This is a genomic window from Paraglaciecola sp. MB-3u-78, assembly GCF_002835935.1.
Taxonomy (GTDB): Bacteria; Pseudomonadota; Gammaproteobacteria; order Enterobacterales; family Alteromonadaceae; genus Paraglaciecola.
Window position 1 is genome coordinate 455,951 of record NZ_PJCF01000005.1, and the last position, 19,431, is coordinate 475,381.

Genomic DNA, 19,431 nt, shown 5'->3' on the forward strand with positions numbered 1-19,431 from the left:
TCCTATATGCTCCCTTATTTTTTATTGAATAATATGCTTTGAATATAAAAATTAAGCGCGTTTAGTAAAATACAGGCTAATATTTATACCCTATAAAGGGGTTTAACATGAAAATATTTAACCGAAATCAAATCATGCTGGCGCTGAGTTATATGGCCTATTATGGCTTTACACTGGATGAAACTGATCGGCGTAACGCCGAGACAATCCAGCAATTTTTTAACGAGGCATTGGATAACTGGACACCACTTAATGGTCAGTGGCAACTTGTCTGGGGCCCTGCAGTGTTCTCGCTGCCAGGGACGAAATATGATGATGCCTTAATGTATGTTGTTCAGAACACCCTTGATCAAAGTCAATACGTTATCGGTATCCGCGGAACTAATCCCATTTCTATCCCAAACTGGATCATCTGGGATTTTCAGGCCAAGGAGCTTAAGGCTTGGCCCTACGGGGACCCACACCCACTTAAAATGCCAATGCTGTCTGAAAGCTCGGCCTTTGGTTTGATAATATTACAGGGATTGCGGCCCGAGGAGGGAATCCCCGGTTATAAACAAACTATATTGGAATTTTTTAAACAAGAACTAACAAGTAATAACAATTTATCAATTTGTACTACCGGCCATAGTCTGGGAGGGGCCCTTGCACCTGTGTTGGCGTTATGGTTGAAAGATATTCAGGACACTCAACTGGGCAAAAAAGTACAAATTTCCTGCGTTGCTTTCGCCGGCCCAACGCCTGGAAACATTGCTTTCGCAGAGTATTTTAATCAGCGCATGGGCCCAAACTTCACGCGTATTGCTAATTCACTGGATGTCGTACCTTATGCTTGGGAAACCCGTTCACTGCGCGAAACATTTACCTTATATTTTCCACCACTTTTACCAACACCATCCTTAGCTGTCTTGTTAAAACACTTGCTGAATAAAAGTAAACACAAGGACTACCTGCAAATTGGAACTGACCCCCTCATCCTATCTGGTGAAATTAAACTATTGGCCTTACCCTATTTGGTACAGGCGATTTACCAACATGTGCAAGCGTATGCGCAGTTGATGGATATGCAGGATGATATTCCCATCAAGGAATTATTGCCCTTCTCCGACAAACTAAAAGAAGTACTGGGACATCTGATCTATTTGTAATGAAATAACTGGTATCAAGAATAACGTAAAATTCGACTGGCATTGGCACATTCAAACAATCCTAACACTCTAACGTGTTAGCCCTGAATGTGCCTAAATAAGGATAACAGACGATAATATCTCCCCCACTTTCCCTCTATGCTTTAGTACCTGAATGAAAGCACAAGCCAAAAAGTGAGTTAAAAAGATTTGAACCTTAAATCAGTCCTTCTCAACGCTTAAAATTTGTTGGGCTTTAACCTATTAGTTTATATTGGTTAATGAATGTTACTTGGTCGATAATTTCTGCTGTAATATTGCCAAGAATGCAAACACAAATAGATTGGGTTAATGGGCACACGTGAGGTAGATGAAATGAAAGGTATTTCCAAAAGGTCTTTAAAAAACGGCATGATTATTGCCATATTAAGCATTTCACAGATCCCATTAAGTTTTGCTGGTTGGGAAGTGACCTGGATAGACCGGTTCGATGAAACGGGTGTTAACTGGGATAATTGGACCCCACAAATTCAAGCAAACTATAACAATGAAGTACAGTGTTATACCGATGATGATAGTTCTGCACAAAAAAACTACGATGTATCTGATGACACTTTAAAAATTATTGCTCGCAAACAAAATATCAGTTGTCCTGGTTTAGGTGGTGCAAACAAGTCTTGGACCTCGGGTCGCTTGAACAGTAAAGACAAAGCGGAATTTTTATATGGCCGTATTGAAGCTAGGATTCGATTTTTGGAGCTAAAAGGCGGTAGTTGGCCAGCCTTTTGGATGCTTGAAAATAGGATTGCCGAAAACCCTTTCAAAGGAGATAACGATACTATTAATTGGCCTAACCCTGGAGCAGGTGAAATAGATGTCTGGGAGTGGTTTAGTAACGATGGTGATCGCTATATCACCAACTTTTTTAATACGGGTAACTGCGGCTCCGATGTGAGGGTGAGTTATCCTGGGGGAGCACCAGACGTTCTCGCTTTTCATACCTATGCGATTGAATGGACAGCAGACAATATCACGTTCTTTTTTAATAATACTGTGGTGGTTGAACAAGACTTATCCAATTGTGCACAATATGAAGAACCCATGTTTATTTTGCTTAATGTTGCTATGGGTGGAAGTTTGGGTGGGACGATTGACCCCCAATTGAATAACGCAACTATGGAAGTTGACTATGTTGCCCACTGTGTAAAGTCAGATTTAAATGAGTATCAGGAATGTAATGAAAGCACACCCTTCATCAGTGATGAGGATAATGACGGAGTAAGCACTGATTTGGACCAATGTCCCAATACGCCTGAAGGCACAGTGGTTGACCAAAATGGTTGTGAACTTGTCACTCAACCTCAAGTTGTTGCCCCTGCACCTCAAATATCTGATCAGCAAGTGATTTCCCTCTTTAGTGACAGTTACAGCAACATAGCGAATATTGATTACAATCCTGATTGGCAACAAGCCACCCAAGTCACACAAATTGATATAGCGGGCAATAATATACTTAAATACGCAGGGCTAAATTATCAAGGCACAGACTTTGGTGATAATAAACAAGACGTGACTAATATGGACAATGTTCATCTGGACTATTGGACCTATAACGCCACCGAACTTGAGTTCTTTTTAATTAGTTCGGGGCCTCAAGAACGCTCTTTTGTCATTGATGTGCAGCAGCAAGGTTGGCAAAGTCTGGTCATTCCACTGAGTAGCTTTTCAGATGTAGATTTAGCCGACATATTTCAATTAAAGGTAGAAGGAAATGGCACGGTTTACTTAGACAATATTTATTTCAGTTCAGACTCTGAAGCCTTGACCGATGGGGATATGGATGGTGTTCAAGATAATGATGATCAGTGTGCTAACACACCCACAGGTGTTGAGGTAGATGCAGCAGGCTGTGCCCTAGAAGTGAATATAGCACCAACCGTCAGCTTAATTGCCACACAAGGTGGTGTAACCATCACTAGTGTTATTACAGATGCTGGAAGTGTCACCATTGAGGCCAATGTTGTTGATGAAAATCAAGGTGATGAGCATACTTATGTTTGGACAGTATCTGCTGTTTCAGAATTTGACAAAAACGACAATGCCATCAGTTTTGATCCATCAGGTTTAGCAAATGTTCAAATCTCAATCACGGTAGTAGCATCTGACAGTGCACAAACAACACTCAGTGATGAGACAACCATCACACTGTCAGTTGTGACACCTGCTACTCAAGTAGAGCCTGAAACACAGAATAGTGATTCGGCTGGTGGCAGTATCAATTTGTTTATATTATTCGGACTACTCTTGTTACACATAATAAGACAGATATCCAAAGGTATTAGGACCTAAGCCTTAAAGGAACTGCCACAAATTGGAAACATCAATCCAAGGTCACTGGATCAGTCAATTATTTATACAAAATCCCCTTGCGTCATGTATTTGCTCACGCTTCAAACATACCGGAGAAAAGATAGGGGTCAAGTCACTTGTCTAACAATACTTTTGGGAGAAAAGATAGGGAAAGATAGGGGTCAAGTCACTTGTCTAACAATACTTTTGAATCTACACTTATTTTATAGTTAAAAATGCTTTTTGCTGATTATGCCGAGACAACCAAGAATCGAATATGAACATGCCTTTTACCATGTTATGAACCGGGGTAGAGCCAGGTGTATGATTTTTCATGAAGATTTTTACTATCAAACGTTTCTTGATACTCTCGGCGAGGCTTGTTTGCGGTTTGACTGTTTGGTTCACGCCTATTGCCTCATGGGCAATCACTATCACATTTTAATCGAAACACCCAAAGCGAATTTAAGTCGTATCATGCGACACATAAATGGTGTTTATACCCAGCGGTATAACCGTTTGAAAAAATCTGATGGGCCACTGTTTAGAGGCCGATTCAAGGCGATTCTGGTTGACCATGACGGTTATCTTTTGCAATTGTCCAGATATATACATCGCAACCCGATTGATATGAAAAGTCCTTTGGTGACTCAACTGCTTGACTATTATTGGTCCAGTTACCCGAGCTATGTCGGCAAGGCCAAGCCGGTTGAGTGGCTAGCGCAGGATTTGACGTTTGAAATGCTGGGTCATGAAGACAAACACAAGGGATATGCCAACTATGTAATGGCAGGGGTAGACGAAGAAACTGCCCAATTTTACAGTAAAGGTAATATGGCCAGTATTATTGGTGATAAAGGATTTCGGGAGTGGGTTTATGAAGAACTATTGCCTCAATTGGCCGCTGAACAAAAAAGCAGAGTCATTCAGCCTGATTTGACTATGGGGCAGGTGATCAGTGTCGTAGCTAATTATTTTTCTGTAACCGAAGTTGATATTACAAAAAGAGTCAAGGGCCCGCAAAAAGAGAACGAAGCAAGAAAGTTGGCTATGTATTTTTGCCAGGAGTTAGTTGCAGCGAAGTTGACAGATATAGCCGCTCGATTTCATTTGAGTCATGTCGGATCTGTGAGCTTTATTACCCACCAAATCCGCAAGCGCGAAAGAGAAAATAGCCAGTATAGGACGCGATTTGAGGGACTGATCAAGAGTATTGTGAAGCAAGCAACTTGACCCCTTTTTTCTTTTTGATTAAATTGAAAATAATGCTTGACACCATTTTACTCGTTTCCCGCCTCTTTTTTGTTACATTCGAATAGCAGCACCATTTGCTGTTGTATGCGAAGTGGCAGCGCGAAGCAGATCAACAAATCTGTTAGTCATACCCGATAGGCTTCGATAATTTTTATCCCTTTAGAATGCCACATAGTTCGAAAAATTAGGCCTCAAAAACCCATGTTACAATTCAGTTATTGGATCACCCTGTTGCCGATTGCCCCTTAATTACGATGAAATTCACATTGCCTGACATCCCTGAAGCTGAACAGACGCCCCTTGTTAAGGGCTTACTGGCTATGCTTGAGCAGTTGATTGAACATTCGCAAAAGCAACAAGAAGAAATTGAGGTGATGAAAGATGAAATTCGAATATTAAAAGGAGAGAAAAAACGACCGAAATTTACGCCAAGCAAACTAGATGAAAGCACTAACGATGAGGTGGAAGACGCGTCTGAGAGTTCGGATAAAACCGAGCCGTCAGATAAAGAACATACAAAAACCAAGAAAATACGTCGTAGCAAAAAGGGGCTGCCAGTCGACCGTGAAGAACGGATAAAGCCGCTCAATATTCCACAGGGCTCTCGATACAAGGGTTATCGAGATTTCCATGTGCAGGAATTGGTGATTAAAAGTGAGAATGTTCGCTATCGTTTGGAGCGGTGGATGACGCCTGATGGAAAGTTACTGACGGGGCAATTACCTGGAACACTGGAAAACCGTCACTACGGTCCGACGTTGTTGACGTACCTGTTATATCAGCATCACCACTGCCAAACCACGCAGCCCTTGTTGTTAGAGCAATTACGTGAATGGGGCATAAAAATATCTTCTGGCCAATTGAATAGGTTACTGTCAGCCAATAAAGAGCGGTTTCACGACGAAAAAGAGGGGCTGCTTGAGGTAGCGTTAACCCAGGCGGATTACATCACGGTAGATGACAGTGGTGCCAGACATAAAGGCAAAAACGGCTATGTCACACATATGGGTAATGAATTCTTTGTTTGGTTTAGCTCAACACCGTCGAAAAGCAGGCTTAACTTTTTGACCCTGCTCAACAGTGGTGAAAGTTATCGCCTGTCTCCTGAGGCGTTAACGTATATGCGAGAGCACAAGCTAAAAAACGTGCCACGTACATTACTTGATGCATTGGCGGCCAGCCCTGTCATTGAATTTGCGGATAAAGCAGCATGGGACAAGCACTTAAAACACCTCAACATTAGCGATGAACGGCATATCCGTATCGCGACCGAAGGCGCATTAATTGGCTCGTTGTTACACAAAGGCAATGTTGAAAAACTTGCCATCATCAGTGATGGTGCGGGCCAGTTCGCCGTGTTTCAGCATGGTTTATGTTGGGTTCACGCCGAACGACTCATTCACACACTATTGCCAATGAACGAGCCCCACAAAAAAGCAGTCGAGGGTGTAAGAGCACAAATATGGACATTATATCGCGCGCTCAAGTCTTATAAGTTGAGTCCATCGCCACAACAAGCTGAGGCGATATCCAACCGATTTGATACCATCTTCCAACAAAAAACAGCCTATATAACCTTGAACAGAAGTTTACGCAGACTGAACAAGTTAAAGAGTAAATTACTGTTGGTGTTAAAGCGACCTGAAATCCCCATTCACACAAATGGTAGTGAAGGCGACATCAGGGATTACGTGAAAAAACGAAAAGTCAGCGGGGGTACCCGCAGCGATGTGGGCCAGCAATGCCGAGACACCTTCGCCAGCCTCAAAAAAACATGCCGCAAATTAGGACTCTCATTCTGGCAGTATTTGATTGACCGCCATCACGAGAAGTTAATCCCTCCATTGCCAGTAATGCTGAGCGAAAGGTTAACTGGAACAAGACCTACCACCACTTTATGAGCAGTTACCAATATACTACGTAACCTGTTGAATGGCTTGCACAAACCAAAGCTGAAAGCTATAGTGTGGTTTATTCGATTTTAATTTAAACAGGTCAAAAGAAGGATATTTAATGCCCATCACCAAAGAAATTAGGGACTCTGATAGCTTAGTTATCGCCATTACCGGATTTAGAAACAAGCTAAACCTTCCAGTTAATGAGTTTTTTGAACAAGCAAGTTTGACAAGTGCCTCAAAGATAGTCGTTATCGATCCTTCTTTTAGAGTGGGTTTGTCAGGGATTCCACCGGAGTATCCAACGTTTTTCGATATTATAGAATATCTACGCAATCAAATTGCCGAAATACCTCATAAACAACTGATAGTGACAGGCACATCAGCCGGGGCACATTCAGCTATACTATTTGGACACTTGTTAGAGGCTGATCAAGTCGTCTCCTTCGCGCCATATACATATTTAAATCGTAGTAAAATGTCAGAACTAAAAGACCCGTCGTTGCAGACGATGAGTCGAGTTATTGATGGCTTGGAGCTATTAGATGATCGAGTGAAGTCTTATTTCGATTTGATGAATGTTGTAGCGACATGGAATGGAAAAACCAAATATTATATCCATGTATCAAAATATCATGATTGGGACCGACGACGAGCGAATTATTTAAAAGGTGTCGATTCATTGAAAGTCATTGAGCACCCCTTTAGTGAGCATTCGGTGGCCTCTCGTTTAGCCAAGTTCAATAGATTAGCGCAATGCTTTGAGTTCCCCTATCAACATAAAATCACAATGAAAGACCTGTATTTGCACCTAAAGAACAGTTCAGATGGCTATAGCACGCATTTGCATAAAATGATTAAACTTATATTAGGCAAAGGTTGGAAAGCCAAAAAAGCGTTCATTAAGTACTTCAAAACGCAGTCTTGAACGGGGCGACCTCGAATGTCTGTATATTAAACAGATAAATCGCTGAGTATAGGTAAAATAAAACGTCATTTGTGCTTGCAAGTAACTCCAAACCCAAGGTTTCGATATCCACTGAATTTGCAGAACGTGCCGATGTCGAATTTAAGTTATAGGTCCAATCGGTTAAGTCATTATCCTTACGATAAAAAATAGCAGAATCAAGGCTCCAGTTTAATCCGTCTAATGCCAAGCCCAGTTCCAGATTTTTAGTCTTTTCTCGTTCAAGACTATCATTACTTCTGAACAGCCCACTGGTGTTACTGCCACCAATAGCGGTATAACCTGCCACTTGACTCGCTTCTGCATAGGAGAGATAGAAAGTCTGAGAGGTGTCATCACCGTTGAACGTGTTCCAAGTTATGTCACCAATCAATGAAACGTCGGAATCATCTCTATTAGTATCGTCAAAAGCAGCCCCTAAGCGAAACGTTAACTGTTCCTCATTTTTTAAACTTATTTGGAATTCAGGCAACACACTCACCTTATAGTAACGACGAGACGTAAAATTATTTTCAAGCGTAGTGGACTCGATGGAGTCTTCGATAAACTGTGTCGAATAATTCAGTGCAAACGATTCTGTTTGCCCATGGCGCCCAGAAAACGCTACCGAATTAACCTCGGTTTCGTGAAAGGCCTGAAATATCTGCGGGTTTTCACGAGAAAAAACATAATGGTCGTTATGCCCCCGGGTGTAAGCAGTAATTTCAAATGTGCTATCTGTCCCATAGTTCTGTTGATGATTTAGCATCAATAGTTGCGTTCTAAGGTCTTCTGTCTCATTGACATTAAAAGGGGTATACATGTTAGGCCAGCCAAAAAACTTATCTTGAGAGCCAAAAAACAGATCAGTCTGCGATGATGGACCCACAAGTTGAACGCGCGCAGAGGTGCGTTTGAAATCGTGATCACCATTGTCGATAGTGCCGTCACTTTCAGAGAAGGAGTACTCACCTTCAAAACCGATGATCCAATCCTTAGCATCAGCTAGTGGCATACTGATACCGCTGTGAATTCTGTGAAGATTAAAGTGGTTATTGCCAGCGCCAATCGAAACACTACCAGCAGTGTTAATCGGTTTCCAGTCGAAGGAAACAGTCCCCACAGAGCTATTCACACCGTAAAGGGCATTATCTGCTCCCGTTAGTATATAAGCTTGACTCAACATTTCCGGAGCAATGGGGATCTCAGAAAAGTAATGCCCGGTCTGCGGATCGAGTAACGTTGCGCTGCCTACCCTAAACCCTGTATTTTCAAAAATGCCTCCACGGATCGTCACATCAGCTTGAGCCTCAGCCATATTGCGCGACTGTAAATCAACGCGCGGGTCATATTCTAAGTTTGAAACCAGCGAAACAAAGGTTCCCACAGGTTCTTTGTTGGCTGTCGTAGAGCCTTTAACTGTAATGTTTTCAATATCATCACTTGCTTCATTAACATCACTATCATCACTAGATACTGCTGAAAAAGTCACTATGGTGCATACCAAAGCAAGCAAAGTAGAGTATAGGTAAAATAAAACGTCATTTTTCCTAAAATCAAAATACATGATGCCTCATATTTTCCATATTGGCATCTATTTTATATTCTTAAGGGAGTGAAAGTCGGCTATTTTTCGTCAATTAATCAACTGTTTCCACGTAATTCAGAATTCAAGACAAGCGCCTCCCGCTGTTGTGAAAACCAGTTTTGCTTATGATGATGAACGGCTTTTATTCAAACAGACTTATCTGAGGCGGTGCTCGACTTTGTGGGGGCAATAGCTCGACGACTTCGTCATTTTTTGTATTCAGGTGACTAAGTATCTTTTGGATCACCAATGGATCTTCGATGCTCGCTATAACCTTAACAGCACCACCGCATTGCTCACACGTTTCTATTTCTATCCCAAAAACCCGTTTAAGTCTTTGCGCCCAGGTCATCGACTGGTGCTTTTGTGCCCGTGTTTTTTCCTGCCCTGTCGGCAATGCTTGTTTAGTCTTATTTCGTAAGGCGGGTGTTATTGTCACGCGGTGCCGACTGTTTGGTGCAAACACACCATGAAAACGCGTCAGGTTAACTCTGGGTTTGGGCACCAGTGCCGCTAAACGGGCAATAAAATCCAGCGGTTCAAAGATCACATGAGTGGTGCCGTCACGGTAGGGTGTTTTTAGTTTGTAGCGCACCTTGCCGTAAGTCGTTACTGCCAACCTTTTTTCTGATACCCCAGAGCGGGTAATATAACGGCACAGCCTTTCGAGTTTACCCCTATCCTGTGCGTTGCTCATGACACCTGCATGGAGACTGAAGCCTGCCACGTTTGCGGCACAGCCTGCCGCAAGCCCTTGTTCTGCCATAGGTGCAATTGTTTGCAAGGTAAAGACCTTTCGTCCTTGCTGTTTGCCTGTAGCGATACGGTAGGTTATTGAATACCCGTGAATTTGCAACATCGGATCGTCTTCCAGCCCATCCAAAGCCAGGTAGTCATTGTCATCATCCCTCACTAATAAGCCCTCGCGCTCAAGAAAACCAGCCACACGCTGGCTAATGCGGTGAGTAAGACTATTCAGTTCACTTTTTGTCGGGGCTTTTATCGGGTGAAAACGCGTTTTGCCATAGTTATCTTCGGCATATACGCCATCGAGGTAGAGCATATGAAAATGGATATTTAAATTCAGCGCTGAGCCAAATCGTTGGATCAGTGTGACCGCACCCGTTTGTGCCGTCTGTTTGTTGTAGCCTGCTTTTTTAGTGATATGTGTGGCAAGTGTGCGATAGACAATACCCAGTACTTTTCCCATGATCTGAGGATAGCTGGCAAACAAAAATCTAAGTTGAAAAGGGAAGCTCAATACCCATTGCCTAATGGGCTCATGGGGCAACACATCATCAACCAGCAAGGCGGCGCTTTCTGCCATTCGCCGCGCACCACAGCTGGGACAAAATCCTCGGCGTTTACAACTGAATGCGACCAGGTGCTCATGGTGACAATCTTCACAACGTACTCGCAAAAACCCATATTCCAAACGACCGCACTTGAGGTACTCTTCAAATTCTGACCGCACATACTTGGGCAAACATTTATCTTGTTGCCCCATGTGGTTCAGAAACTGCGGGTAATATTTTTCAATAATTTGATAAAGAAGGGTTTGCTCTGGTTTATGACGTTCATACTTTACCGTCCCCTCTCTTCTGGCATCCTTTACAATAGACATATATCACCCCAAATGCTGTATTTTTATAAGGGGTATCCTGTTAGCTCCACTACCCACTACATGTTGTGTTTAGCGCTTTTTGATATTTTCATAACTAACGGGCGGTGTAACCACCGCTTGTTCAAGCAATCTATAAAATAGTAAACCACGTGAATTAGATGCTCGACGATTAAAACGAAAGGCATATTCGTCGAGATAACTATCTAAATGTTCATGCCCTACTGAGCCTTGATGAGTTCCTAATATCCATCTTTTCAATAGTGAAGCGACTCTATGCACACCGACTAGCGTCTCATGAGCAGGCTCTTTAGACCCAAGTTGAACCAACTTATTACGCTCATAACCAAGCTCATAAATTCTATGATAGGCACTTGAACCATCTGTTTGGACGACTGAACCGGGCTCTATCGTTTCTTGTATAAACGAATGCAATTGAACTTGCGTTGCCGCTTCAATACGTTTTAACCTTATTCTGCCAAATCCCTTGGGCTTTTTAATTTCAACCGCTATCGCCACAATTGATTTCTTACTTTGGGCACAAGGAGCACGGGTTTTGGCTTTATCAGCGCCACCCACGTAGGTTTCATCTACTTCGACAATACCTGATAATTTTCCGCGACTGGGGTTGACCATCGCCCGCCGGTAACGATGTAACATTGTCCATGCAGTTTGATAACTACCTAACCCAAGTAACCTTTGCAGACCTAACGCACTCACTCCGTGCTTTTCATTAGTGATATACCAAGCTGCGGCAAACCAATTAGTTAAGGGAGTTCGGCTTTTTTCAAATAGTGTTCCTGCTGTCACCGTGCCTTGATATCGACATATAGAACACATCATTCGACCGCGAGTTAAGTGATAAGGTTTGGATAATTTGAGACAACGTGGGCATACAAAACCAGAGGGCCAACGTAAGTGCTCCAGAAACTGAAGGCATGCATTATCATCCGGAAACCATTGTAAAAACTGAGTCCAATTTCCGGGATAATCTCTACCTGATTTTAGTGAATTTGATGAAATAGCCACCACTACATATTGACATAGGTGGAGCTAAGTGGATACCCCTTATTTTTATACAGTATAGGTGTGTTTTTTTATTGTCGGTATGCTGGAACTTTATAGTGCAAAGATATGGGCATTAGTGGTTGAAAAACTAATTAGCTCGCATGATGATTTTTAGCTCAATATAGTCTGATAGTTCGAATTAGCTAACGTCAGCTATAGGTCGATTTAAGCCTTTTCTAGACTAGAACCTTATGTCGGCTTTTGGCACAAAGTTCTCCTTCAGGTTTAACGCTCGACTGTCCGCTTTTAGGCTCACAGCTGCCTGATTGAATTATCAAATGACTGCTATGCCCAAGATATACATGTAACTTAAATTTAGATAAAAAAGTTAGAAGATCCAATAATAACGGTACTTTCAAGGTGATTATCTAACTTTGTATTAACTCATCTAAGTTAAAAGCTTACATGCTTCTCCACTTTGCTCAGGCATGAACTAAACTGTATATGAAAATAAACAGTTTAAGGGAGTTCGAACATGAACACGCCAGAAGCCAGTTTTTTAACGTGGCAACAGCAATTCAGAACGAATAAAGATTGTCTCCAGTATCTGAAGGAAATGAAGTGGCCTAATGGGTTTATGTGTCCTCAATGTGGTCACGACAATGGGATTGACCTTCACTGCCGAGAATTAACCGAATGCAGCCATTGTCATAAGCAAACATCGGTGATGTCAGGTACTTTATTTCATGGTAGTCATCTACCGTTACTCAAATGGTTTTGGGCACTGTATTTTATAGGCTCAGACAAAGGCAGTATTTCAGCGTTAAGGCTAAGCAAGCTTATTGAAGTGAATTGGAAGACTGCTCGGCTTATGTTAACGAAAGTGAGAGCGGCTATGGGACACAGGGATAGCCTCTACCGATTGTCGGGCACAATAGAGTTAGATGATGCCTTTGTTGGCGGTAAGCACAAAGGCAAGCGTGGTCGTGGAGCAGAAGGGAAAACCCCCATTATCATAGCATGTGAAAACAAGCATAAAAAGGCAGGGTTTATCGCAATGAAAGCGGTTAAAAATGTGAATTTTAAAACAGTAAAAGAATTTGTATCACATCACCTTTTAGCTAATCAGCATGTCAGAACGGATGCTTATCCTGCGTTAAATATTATAGATAAAACACAGCAACATGAGCCAAGAGTCACGCCAAGTGAAAAGGTAGACGAATGGTTGCCTTGGGTTCATATCGCGATAGGTAATTTGAAAACGTTTTTGTTGGGCACGTTTCATGGCGTTACGGGTAATTACTTACAAGAATACTTGAATGAGTTTTGTTATCGGTATAATCGCCGTTTTGTGGAAAAACAAATACCTAATCGATTGTTAAACTTGGCAATTATTCATACTCCTTTAAAATCAACCTGAGTTAAATGGAGAAGCATGAAAGCTTATTTTTAAGTATTTAAGAGCAATTATTAACTGCGATTTATTAGATCCACTGTTGCCATTAATATCTAAGTTATTTCTGTATGTTTCTATCATGTAGATTGACAATAATGTACATACTTTCTCTGACTTCTTAATTAGTGACAGACTCGTTCCTGTGAGTGTTCAGGATTCATTGGTGCTAACCTACACGAACGGCTGCTTTGCCAATGCCAATGTAACCGTTTGTTTTTAGGTAGCGGTAACAATGTTTCATTACTTACTCTAGGCTACCAATACAAAATCTAAGTTTTAGTGCAGGTTGCAATCTAAGTAAATCACAAAAAATAACATCTAGTTATAATCTAATTATAACTACTTAAAGTGTAAGGTGGGTGTAAAGATTGCAGACGGTCGTGAAATACAATTTTTGAGTAATTTATCGCAGTAAAATGGATATTACGCCCGCATAAACTGCGTAGGGAGTTTGACGCTTTTTTGCGCCTTTGATTTTTGCAAAAAAGCGGCTGATTTGCGGGGGCAAATTTTATGCGCTTGTCAGGCGACACAACTAAACCTCGATTTTGGGTGAGCTATTTACTCCCGATAGCTAGAATATTTTTTGCGATTTGGTCCAGATGAGTATCCCAAGTTCCGCAACATCCTCCCCATATATCCATATGAGGATAACGTCGGGCCAGGTCCCCGCATTGCGCGCCAAGCTCCACAGGATCGCCATCTTCGAGGTGCCCAATTTGGCACAGTTCAATCTTTTCCATTTTTGAAGCATTCGGCCTGACTCCCCTAACTCTATTTATCCAATCACCTGATTCGATAGCTGGTTCATACTCCAGGGGGTGAGAACAGTTTATCAAATAGAACTCTGGTGCTAGATCCGTCTCGGCATCAATCGTAGTAATTGCTTCAGCAAGACTCGGTCCCGAGTTAAGTTTTGAGGTGCTATCAAGGGAAAGAGATATAGCAAGCGGCACACCGATTTTTTTTGCTGCTCTGGCTACGCCAATGGACTCCGAAACATTGTTAAAGGTTATTGCTAACGCCAAATCAACATTAGCTTCTTTCAATGTCGTGAGTTGGATGGAGTGATAATCCTCGGCTTCATTTTCTGAGATGCTAATATTCCTTTCATAGGTATCGCCGCGCGGACCGATAAGGCCCTGAATTAAAATCTCCGGTATATCTGAAGCGTACTCACTCGCGACCTCTCTTAGGAAATCTATCGACTTGTGATTTGCTTCTGCCAAGCCTTGCGGTGAGTAACCCAGTAGCTTACCCCAATCGGGGCTCGCCCGATAATCTAGCCCCCCGATGAGTGCGCACATTCCGTGCTTTGCGACTACATCGAGATACTTACGATACATCCCCTGCATCTGCGATACAGCTTCTGGGTTATCGAGCAAAGGGAACATCGCAAATTCGGGTAACTCAAACCCGTATTTGTACGAAATCTCGGTTTCAGTTCCACCCTCTGAAAGATAAATACGTCCATCTTTTTGGGGTGGAAAAAATTTTTTATTGTCCATATTTGCATCTCCGATTATAGGTTGTATTTTCGCCTATAAGATGATTAAGGTAATTTCGACCGAAACAAGCTCGACCAAGTACCTTATGGAATCAAGATCAAACGATGACGTTTCAAAATAGGTATGAGTCTAGTGGTTTGCTCATTTTGGTCTTGTTGGCATTGGTTATGCTGTATTTAAATAAGCCAAAAGCATCTTAGTTAACTCCCTCACAGGAATTGTCAATGCAGATGGCTGGGTCTTTGACTATTTTCGTAAATATATTTATGTATTCGTTATTTACATAACTTTCTTCACGGTTTTACTTTTTAACTTCTAAAATTAAATTAAACGGCGTCTCAGCTGCTTTTTCACAATAACTAAATCCACCTGATTTGATGGTTTCTTTTAAGCGCAGCAAACCGGCTTGTGCGCCTAATGCCAAACCAACTTCTTGGTTCATTGAACAAGGCAGGCATAGTTGTGTGGAGAAAGCGTAAAAGGCTCTGCCTACTGGGTTGAGGTTGTCTTTGATGGAATCATTGGCAAAAGGCTCAACAATCATACAAGAACCATCTGGTTTCAATGCTTGTTTGGCATGTTCGCAAGCGCCAACAGGATCACCCATATCGTGCAGGCAATCAAAGAATGTCATGAAATCAAAACCTTTGTCGTCGTAACTTTTTGCAGTGGCTACTTTAAATTCTATATTGCTTATACCGGCCTCTTGCGCGCGAACTATAGCTTTATCTATTGATTCTTGATGGAAATCTATTCCTATAAAATGTGAGTTTGGAAAAGCTTTGGCCATAATGATGGTTGAAGCTGCATGACCACATCCAATATCGGCTACTTTGGCACCCTTGCTTAATTTTTCAGTCACGCCATCGAGTGCGGGGATCCAACTACTGATCAAGTTACCTGAATATGATGGGCTGAAGAATTTTTCAGTGCCACAAAACAAGCATGTGTGGTGCTCACCCCATGAAATGCCTTCCCCTGTTTTAAATGCGTCTAGCATTTTGGGTTCATCATGATACAAAGAAGTGATGGCATAAAATGCACCAGTCATGAAAACCGGGCTAGAGGAATCACCAAAAACAGCTGTTTGTTCTGGTGTCATAAAAAATTTATGCTCATCTGCGTCATACTCGATATAGCCAGAGGCAGCTTGTGCAGCTAACCACTCTTGTACATACCTTAAAGCAGTGTGAGTTTTTTCAGCCAATTCACTGGCCCCTATAGAGCCCGACTCGGCCAAGGTTTTATAAAGTCCAAGCTTATCGCCAATGGTGACCAATGGTCCATTGGCCGCTGCACCCATCTCTACTACTACTTGACCCAGTAATGCATTCAATTTGTTTTCATCTATGCTCATGTTGTTCTCCATTTATAAGATAATAAGCAGAGAAAATACTAGCGGTGAATGGTTTTTAAGACATGAAGATTAGGTATTGTTTATGTAATGATTTACGTAATGAAAGCATTGTGCTGGCTTAATGCTAGAGGAATTTATGTCTGAAATTATCGTGTCTTTGTTTAGCTTTTTGTAAAATAGAGATATAGCGCGCATCATCATGAAGATAGTTGAAAGATGGGGTATGAGAAATATGAGGGTAATTAAAATAGCCTGAATTAACCGCTTGCTCTAACATGTTTAGACATTGTTCTTTTTCTTTTAAAAGGGCATAAAAATTAGCAAAGTAATACATATTTTCAGCATCAACTACATTGGTATCCACCATTTTAGATAGTGCTATTAATCCTCGCTCTTTGTCACCATCCATAACGGCCAAATAGACTTGTGCGATCAAGCTCCAAATGCCATTTTCATCTATTTCAATCACTCGATTAAACAGGGTTTGAGCCAGTTCGTTTTTATCTTGTGAAAAAGCAATTATACCACTGTAGCCCGTCCCATAATCACCAGGATCTAAGTAAACTTTGGCCAAAGCTTGTTCATACAACCCTGCACTTGCGTATGTAGAGATGATGGATCTGAAACGCGTATTGTTGGGGCTGATTTCTAGGGCTTTTTCCATCGAGTCAATAGACTCATCGAGCATACCCGCGTAGCGATAAATGTAGCCCAAGGCAAAAAGTGAATTTGCATCGTTAGGGGCAATTTCTAGCATCTTTCTGGTAATTAATAATGCATCTTCAATTCGATTGGTTTCAACATAAAGAGCAGACAGATTACTCAAGGCATCTAGTTGGTTTGGATTAAGCTCTAGCGCTTTTTGATAATACCATTGCGCTTTTTTAAGCTCGATTGGAACAATTCGTCCATGCTGTTCTAACAATCGACGGTGAAAACCTAAGTGGGCATAACTTGGGGCATACAAGGGATCCAGTTCAATAGACTTTTGCAACATTTCAACTGCCAACTTGTGTCCCTCATTTGACTGAGGGTATGAAATACCGCGCAAATAATACTCATAGGCCAGAGCACTATTCGGAATATCCCGATTCCGTTGATTAATAAAATTTGGTCGGAATTCTGCTTCTAGACCTTTAGCGACTTTTTGTGCAACCATGTCCTGTAAATCGAAAGTGTTGGAGTAATCAACTTGCATCGACTCTCGCCAAACCAAATGACTATTGTTTACTTCAATCATTTCTACACTCAAACGAATAACATCATTTTCTAATAAATAATTGCCGCTAACTACATAATCTACCTTAAGTTCTTGGCCGACGGTAATGGGGTCTATAACTTTGTCCACATATTTTCTGATTAATCCCACTTGTCGAATAGAAAATTTTTCCAAATAGGTCAATTCTCCGATTATTTGATTGGCCAATGCAAAGCCTAAATAATCAGTATCAATATTAGGCTTGGTGTTGGAAAACGGTAACACTGCAATTAGTTTTTGTGCTTTTAATGGCTTGTTTTTATCTTCTGGGTCTGTTGTTGAAATACTAACATCAGGTGAAAAAATAGTTTGCTTGACGTAGGGTTGTTCAGATTGGTATTGATACCAAAAGAAAATCAACATGAATACAAAACTGCTGATAACGGATACTGAAACGAAAAGCCTACGTTTTGTTGAACTTTTATTTAAATTTGCGTTAAGTGATGGCGCAGCAGACCTTAATTCTGCAACAAATTGGTAACCTCGAGAATGAATAGTTTTTATGATTTTTTGGCTAGTGCCATCATCGCCTAAAACTTTGCGGGCTGACTTGATACTGTTGTTAATTGAAGTGTCGGACACTACACGTCCTTGCCAAACATGCTCTAACAGTTCGTTTCGAGTGACTACCTTGTCTTTATTCTGTATCAAAAAAATGATGATGTTGAATACTTGAGGTTCAACTTGAACTTTAATATCCTTAACCGTCAATTTATAATTTTGATCGTCTATTTTTATGTGATTGAACTGGTAAATCATAATATAAATTTCTAATGACTGTGTTGATCATGAGTTTCAATGTTTTGAATAGATGTGAGCATAACACCTTATCTTTTAACCATAAGGGTCTATAGTATTATCGAAATGGATAAAACAACCTAGAACTATTCACTTCTCGGTCAGTAACGCCCAGCATAGAGCATAAAAACTGCATTTTTTGAAAGCAAGGTAAATACCTTTCGTCCTTGCTGTTTGACTGTAGCGATAGCATCTTTTCGAATAGTGACAATATGTACCGGGGGAGTTAGATGACTGTGCCCCCGACGCCTTTGTTACAGGCTATTCTTATCTAAATTATCAAGTTCCTACAATAGAAAAAGCCGTCAGGATATCTAATAACCCCGACGGCTTCGCTTAACTATGAATGAATTAATCGTCAGTAGTGATAACAAATTCGAAGATCACTCGTGCCATTGACCAGTGCCCTTTGAGATGCCCCCTTTAGTGTGCCAAGTAATGGAACCGGTCCGACCTTTAAGCTCTCCAGCCTTGCCCTTCAGTCCGCCTACGCAGCTTGTCTCGGTCTTTTCCTTATTCATGAAATTGCAGCCTGCCGCAACAGTGTATACGGTCGCTTCACGTGTAACGTCACAGGCAACGTGCACAGCAAATATATTCGCATTTGGCGGCTGCATCATAGATACGCATTTACTTATACTCTTTAATTTGCTGCCATCAGCGTTGGTCGAGACTCCGCTGCCGGTGACGTAACTCCCAACATAACTGCCACCGTCTGGTCCGATGCCACCTACCACGACTCGGGTATCATTTTTCGATTCGAAATTAAAGGTTTGTGCATTGGCAGAACCAAAGCCCAGAGCCAATATGGCTGTGGCGATATACATTGTAGATTTAATCATTAAAACATCCTTTTTTAGTTATTAGATTTATACTTCGTTTACACAGGCTTGTGTTGTTGGAATACTGAGAAGCTTATTCCTCTCAGTAAGTCTTTTATGCTCCCGCATCCAAGATGTTTTTCCTGTGGCTGATAAATATATTATGTAGCATGCAGGTAAAGGAGTGTTGGTAAAATAAAACGCCAATTTCTTAAGATTTAAAATAAACTTTAGCTCATGTCTTCAATTTCACTAGTTTTTTTATCAATGAATGAACGATAGTCATACACTTCACGCCTATTAATCTAATGTTTCCACATAATTCAGAATTTAAAGCAAGCCCTGGTAATTTAAAGGTGATGCATCACTTAGTACTTTACTCAGCATCACCGGAGACGGTTGATATGCTCAAGTATTTAGATGGGCTAGATAACAAAGAGGGTTA

The 19,431-nt window shown here is 41.4% G+C and carries 12 protein-coding genes and 1 pseudogene; 6 read left to right on the forward strand and 7 right to left on the reverse strand.

Going from position 1 to position 19,431, the window contains the following annotated elements; translation table 11 throughout:
* Nucleotides 1-107 precede the first annotated feature (107 nt).
* From CXF95_RS13130 to CXF95_RS13150, 5 genes are all read left to right on the forward strand, one after another.
* Nucleotides 108-1,148, forward strand: coding sequence for a lipase family protein (locus CXF95_RS13130; protein WP_101199110.1), 1,041 nt, complete (start codon nucleotides 108-110; stop codon nucleotides 1,146-1,148).
* Nucleotides 1,149-1,502: 354 nt separating this feature from the next.
* The gene (locus CXF95_RS13135) at nucleotides 1,503-3,476 is read left to right on the forward strand and encodes a family 16 glycosylhydrolase (protein WP_198556575.1); all 1,974 of its coding nucleotides are present in this window, start codon (nucleotides 1,503-1,505) and stop codon (nucleotides 3,474-3,476) included.
* Between the two features lie 252 nt (nucleotides 3,477-3,728).
* A complete protein-coding gene (locus tag CXF95_RS13140) occupies nucleotides 3,729-4,709 on the forward strand; it encodes a transposase (protein WP_255418924.1) in 981 nt (326 codons plus the stop codon).
* Between the two features lie 287 nt (nucleotides 4,710-4,996).
* Nucleotides 4,997-6,631, forward strand: a complete 1,635-nt coding sequence (locus CXF95_RS13145) for a transposase (RefSeq protein ID WP_198556577.1) — start codon at nucleotides 4,997-4,999, stop codon at nucleotides 6,629-6,631.
* Nucleotides 6,632-6,743: 112 nt separating this feature from the next.
* Complete coding sequence (locus tag CXF95_RS13150; protein ID WP_101199114.1) at nucleotides 6,744-7,553, forward strand: hypothetical protein; 810 nt, start codon at nucleotides 6,744-6,746, stop codon at nucleotides 7,551-7,553.
* A 75-nt stretch (nucleotides 7,554-7,628) separates the two neighbouring features.
* On the opposite strand, the pseudogene CXF95_RS13155 reads toward CXF95_RS13150, so the two are convergent.
* From CXF95_RS13155 to CXF95_RS13165, 3 genes and pseudogenes are all read right to left on the reverse strand, one after another.
* Nucleotides 7,629-9,138: pseudogene (locus CXF95_RS13155) on the reverse strand (TonB-dependent receptor domain-containing protein); the annotation flags it as partial.
* Nucleotides 9,139-9,301: 163 nt separating this feature from the next.
* Nucleotides 9,302-10,783 (reverse strand): IS91 family transposase, encoded by a 1,482-nt coding sequence (locus CXF95_RS13160; RefSeq protein ID WP_101199115.1) that lies wholly within the window; start codon nucleotides 10,781-10,783, stop codon nucleotides 9,302-9,304.
* A gap of 69 nt (nucleotides 10,784-10,852) precedes the next feature.
* The gene (locus CXF95_RS13165) at nucleotides 10,853-11,809 is read right to left on the reverse strand and encodes an IS1595 family transposase (RefSeq protein WP_198556578.1); all 957 of its coding nucleotides are present in this window, start codon (nucleotides 11,807-11,809) and stop codon (nucleotides 10,853-10,855) included.
* Nucleotides 11,810-12,323: 514 nt separating this feature from the next.
* Between CXF95_RS13165 and CXF95_RS13170 the strand changes: the two genes are divergently transcribed.
* Nucleotides 12,324-13,208: an IS1595 family transposase gene (locus tag CXF95_RS13170; RefSeq protein ID WP_101197018.1), complete on the forward strand. Its 885-nt coding sequence runs from the start codon at nucleotides 12,324-12,326 to the stop codon at nucleotides 13,206-13,208.
* 593 nt (nucleotides 13,209-13,801) lie between these two features.
* On the opposite strand, the gene CXF95_RS13175 is transcribed toward CXF95_RS13170, so the two are convergent.
* From CXF95_RS13175 to CXF95_RS13190, 4 genes are all read right to left on the reverse strand, one after another.
* The gene (locus CXF95_RS13175; protein WP_101199117.1) at nucleotides 13,802-14,752 is read right to left on the reverse strand and encodes a homocysteine S-methyltransferase family protein; all 951 of its coding nucleotides are present in this window, start codon (nucleotides 14,750-14,752) and stop codon (nucleotides 13,802-13,804) included.
* A 301-nt stretch (nucleotides 14,753-15,053) separates the two neighbouring features.
* The gene (locus CXF95_RS13180) at nucleotides 15,054-16,109 is read right to left on the reverse strand and encodes a class I SAM-dependent methyltransferase (RefSeq protein ID WP_101199118.1); all 1,056 of its coding nucleotides are present in this window, start codon (nucleotides 16,107-16,109) and stop codon (nucleotides 15,054-15,056) included.
* A 124-nt stretch (nucleotides 16,110-16,233) separates the two neighbouring features.
* Nucleotides 16,234-18,126 (reverse strand): winged helix-turn-helix domain-containing protein, encoded by a 1,893-nt coding sequence (locus tag CXF95_RS13185; RefSeq protein ID WP_101199119.1) that lies wholly within the window; start codon nucleotides 18,124-18,126, stop codon nucleotides 16,234-16,236.
* Between the two features lie 422 nt (nucleotides 18,127-18,548).
* On the reverse strand, nucleotides 18,549-19,007 hold the full coding sequence (locus tag CXF95_RS13190; protein ID WP_101199120.1) for a hypothetical protein: 459 nt from the start codon (nucleotides 19,005-19,007) through the stop codon (nucleotides 18,549-18,551).
* Nucleotides 19,008-19,431: the final 424 nt, after the last annotated feature.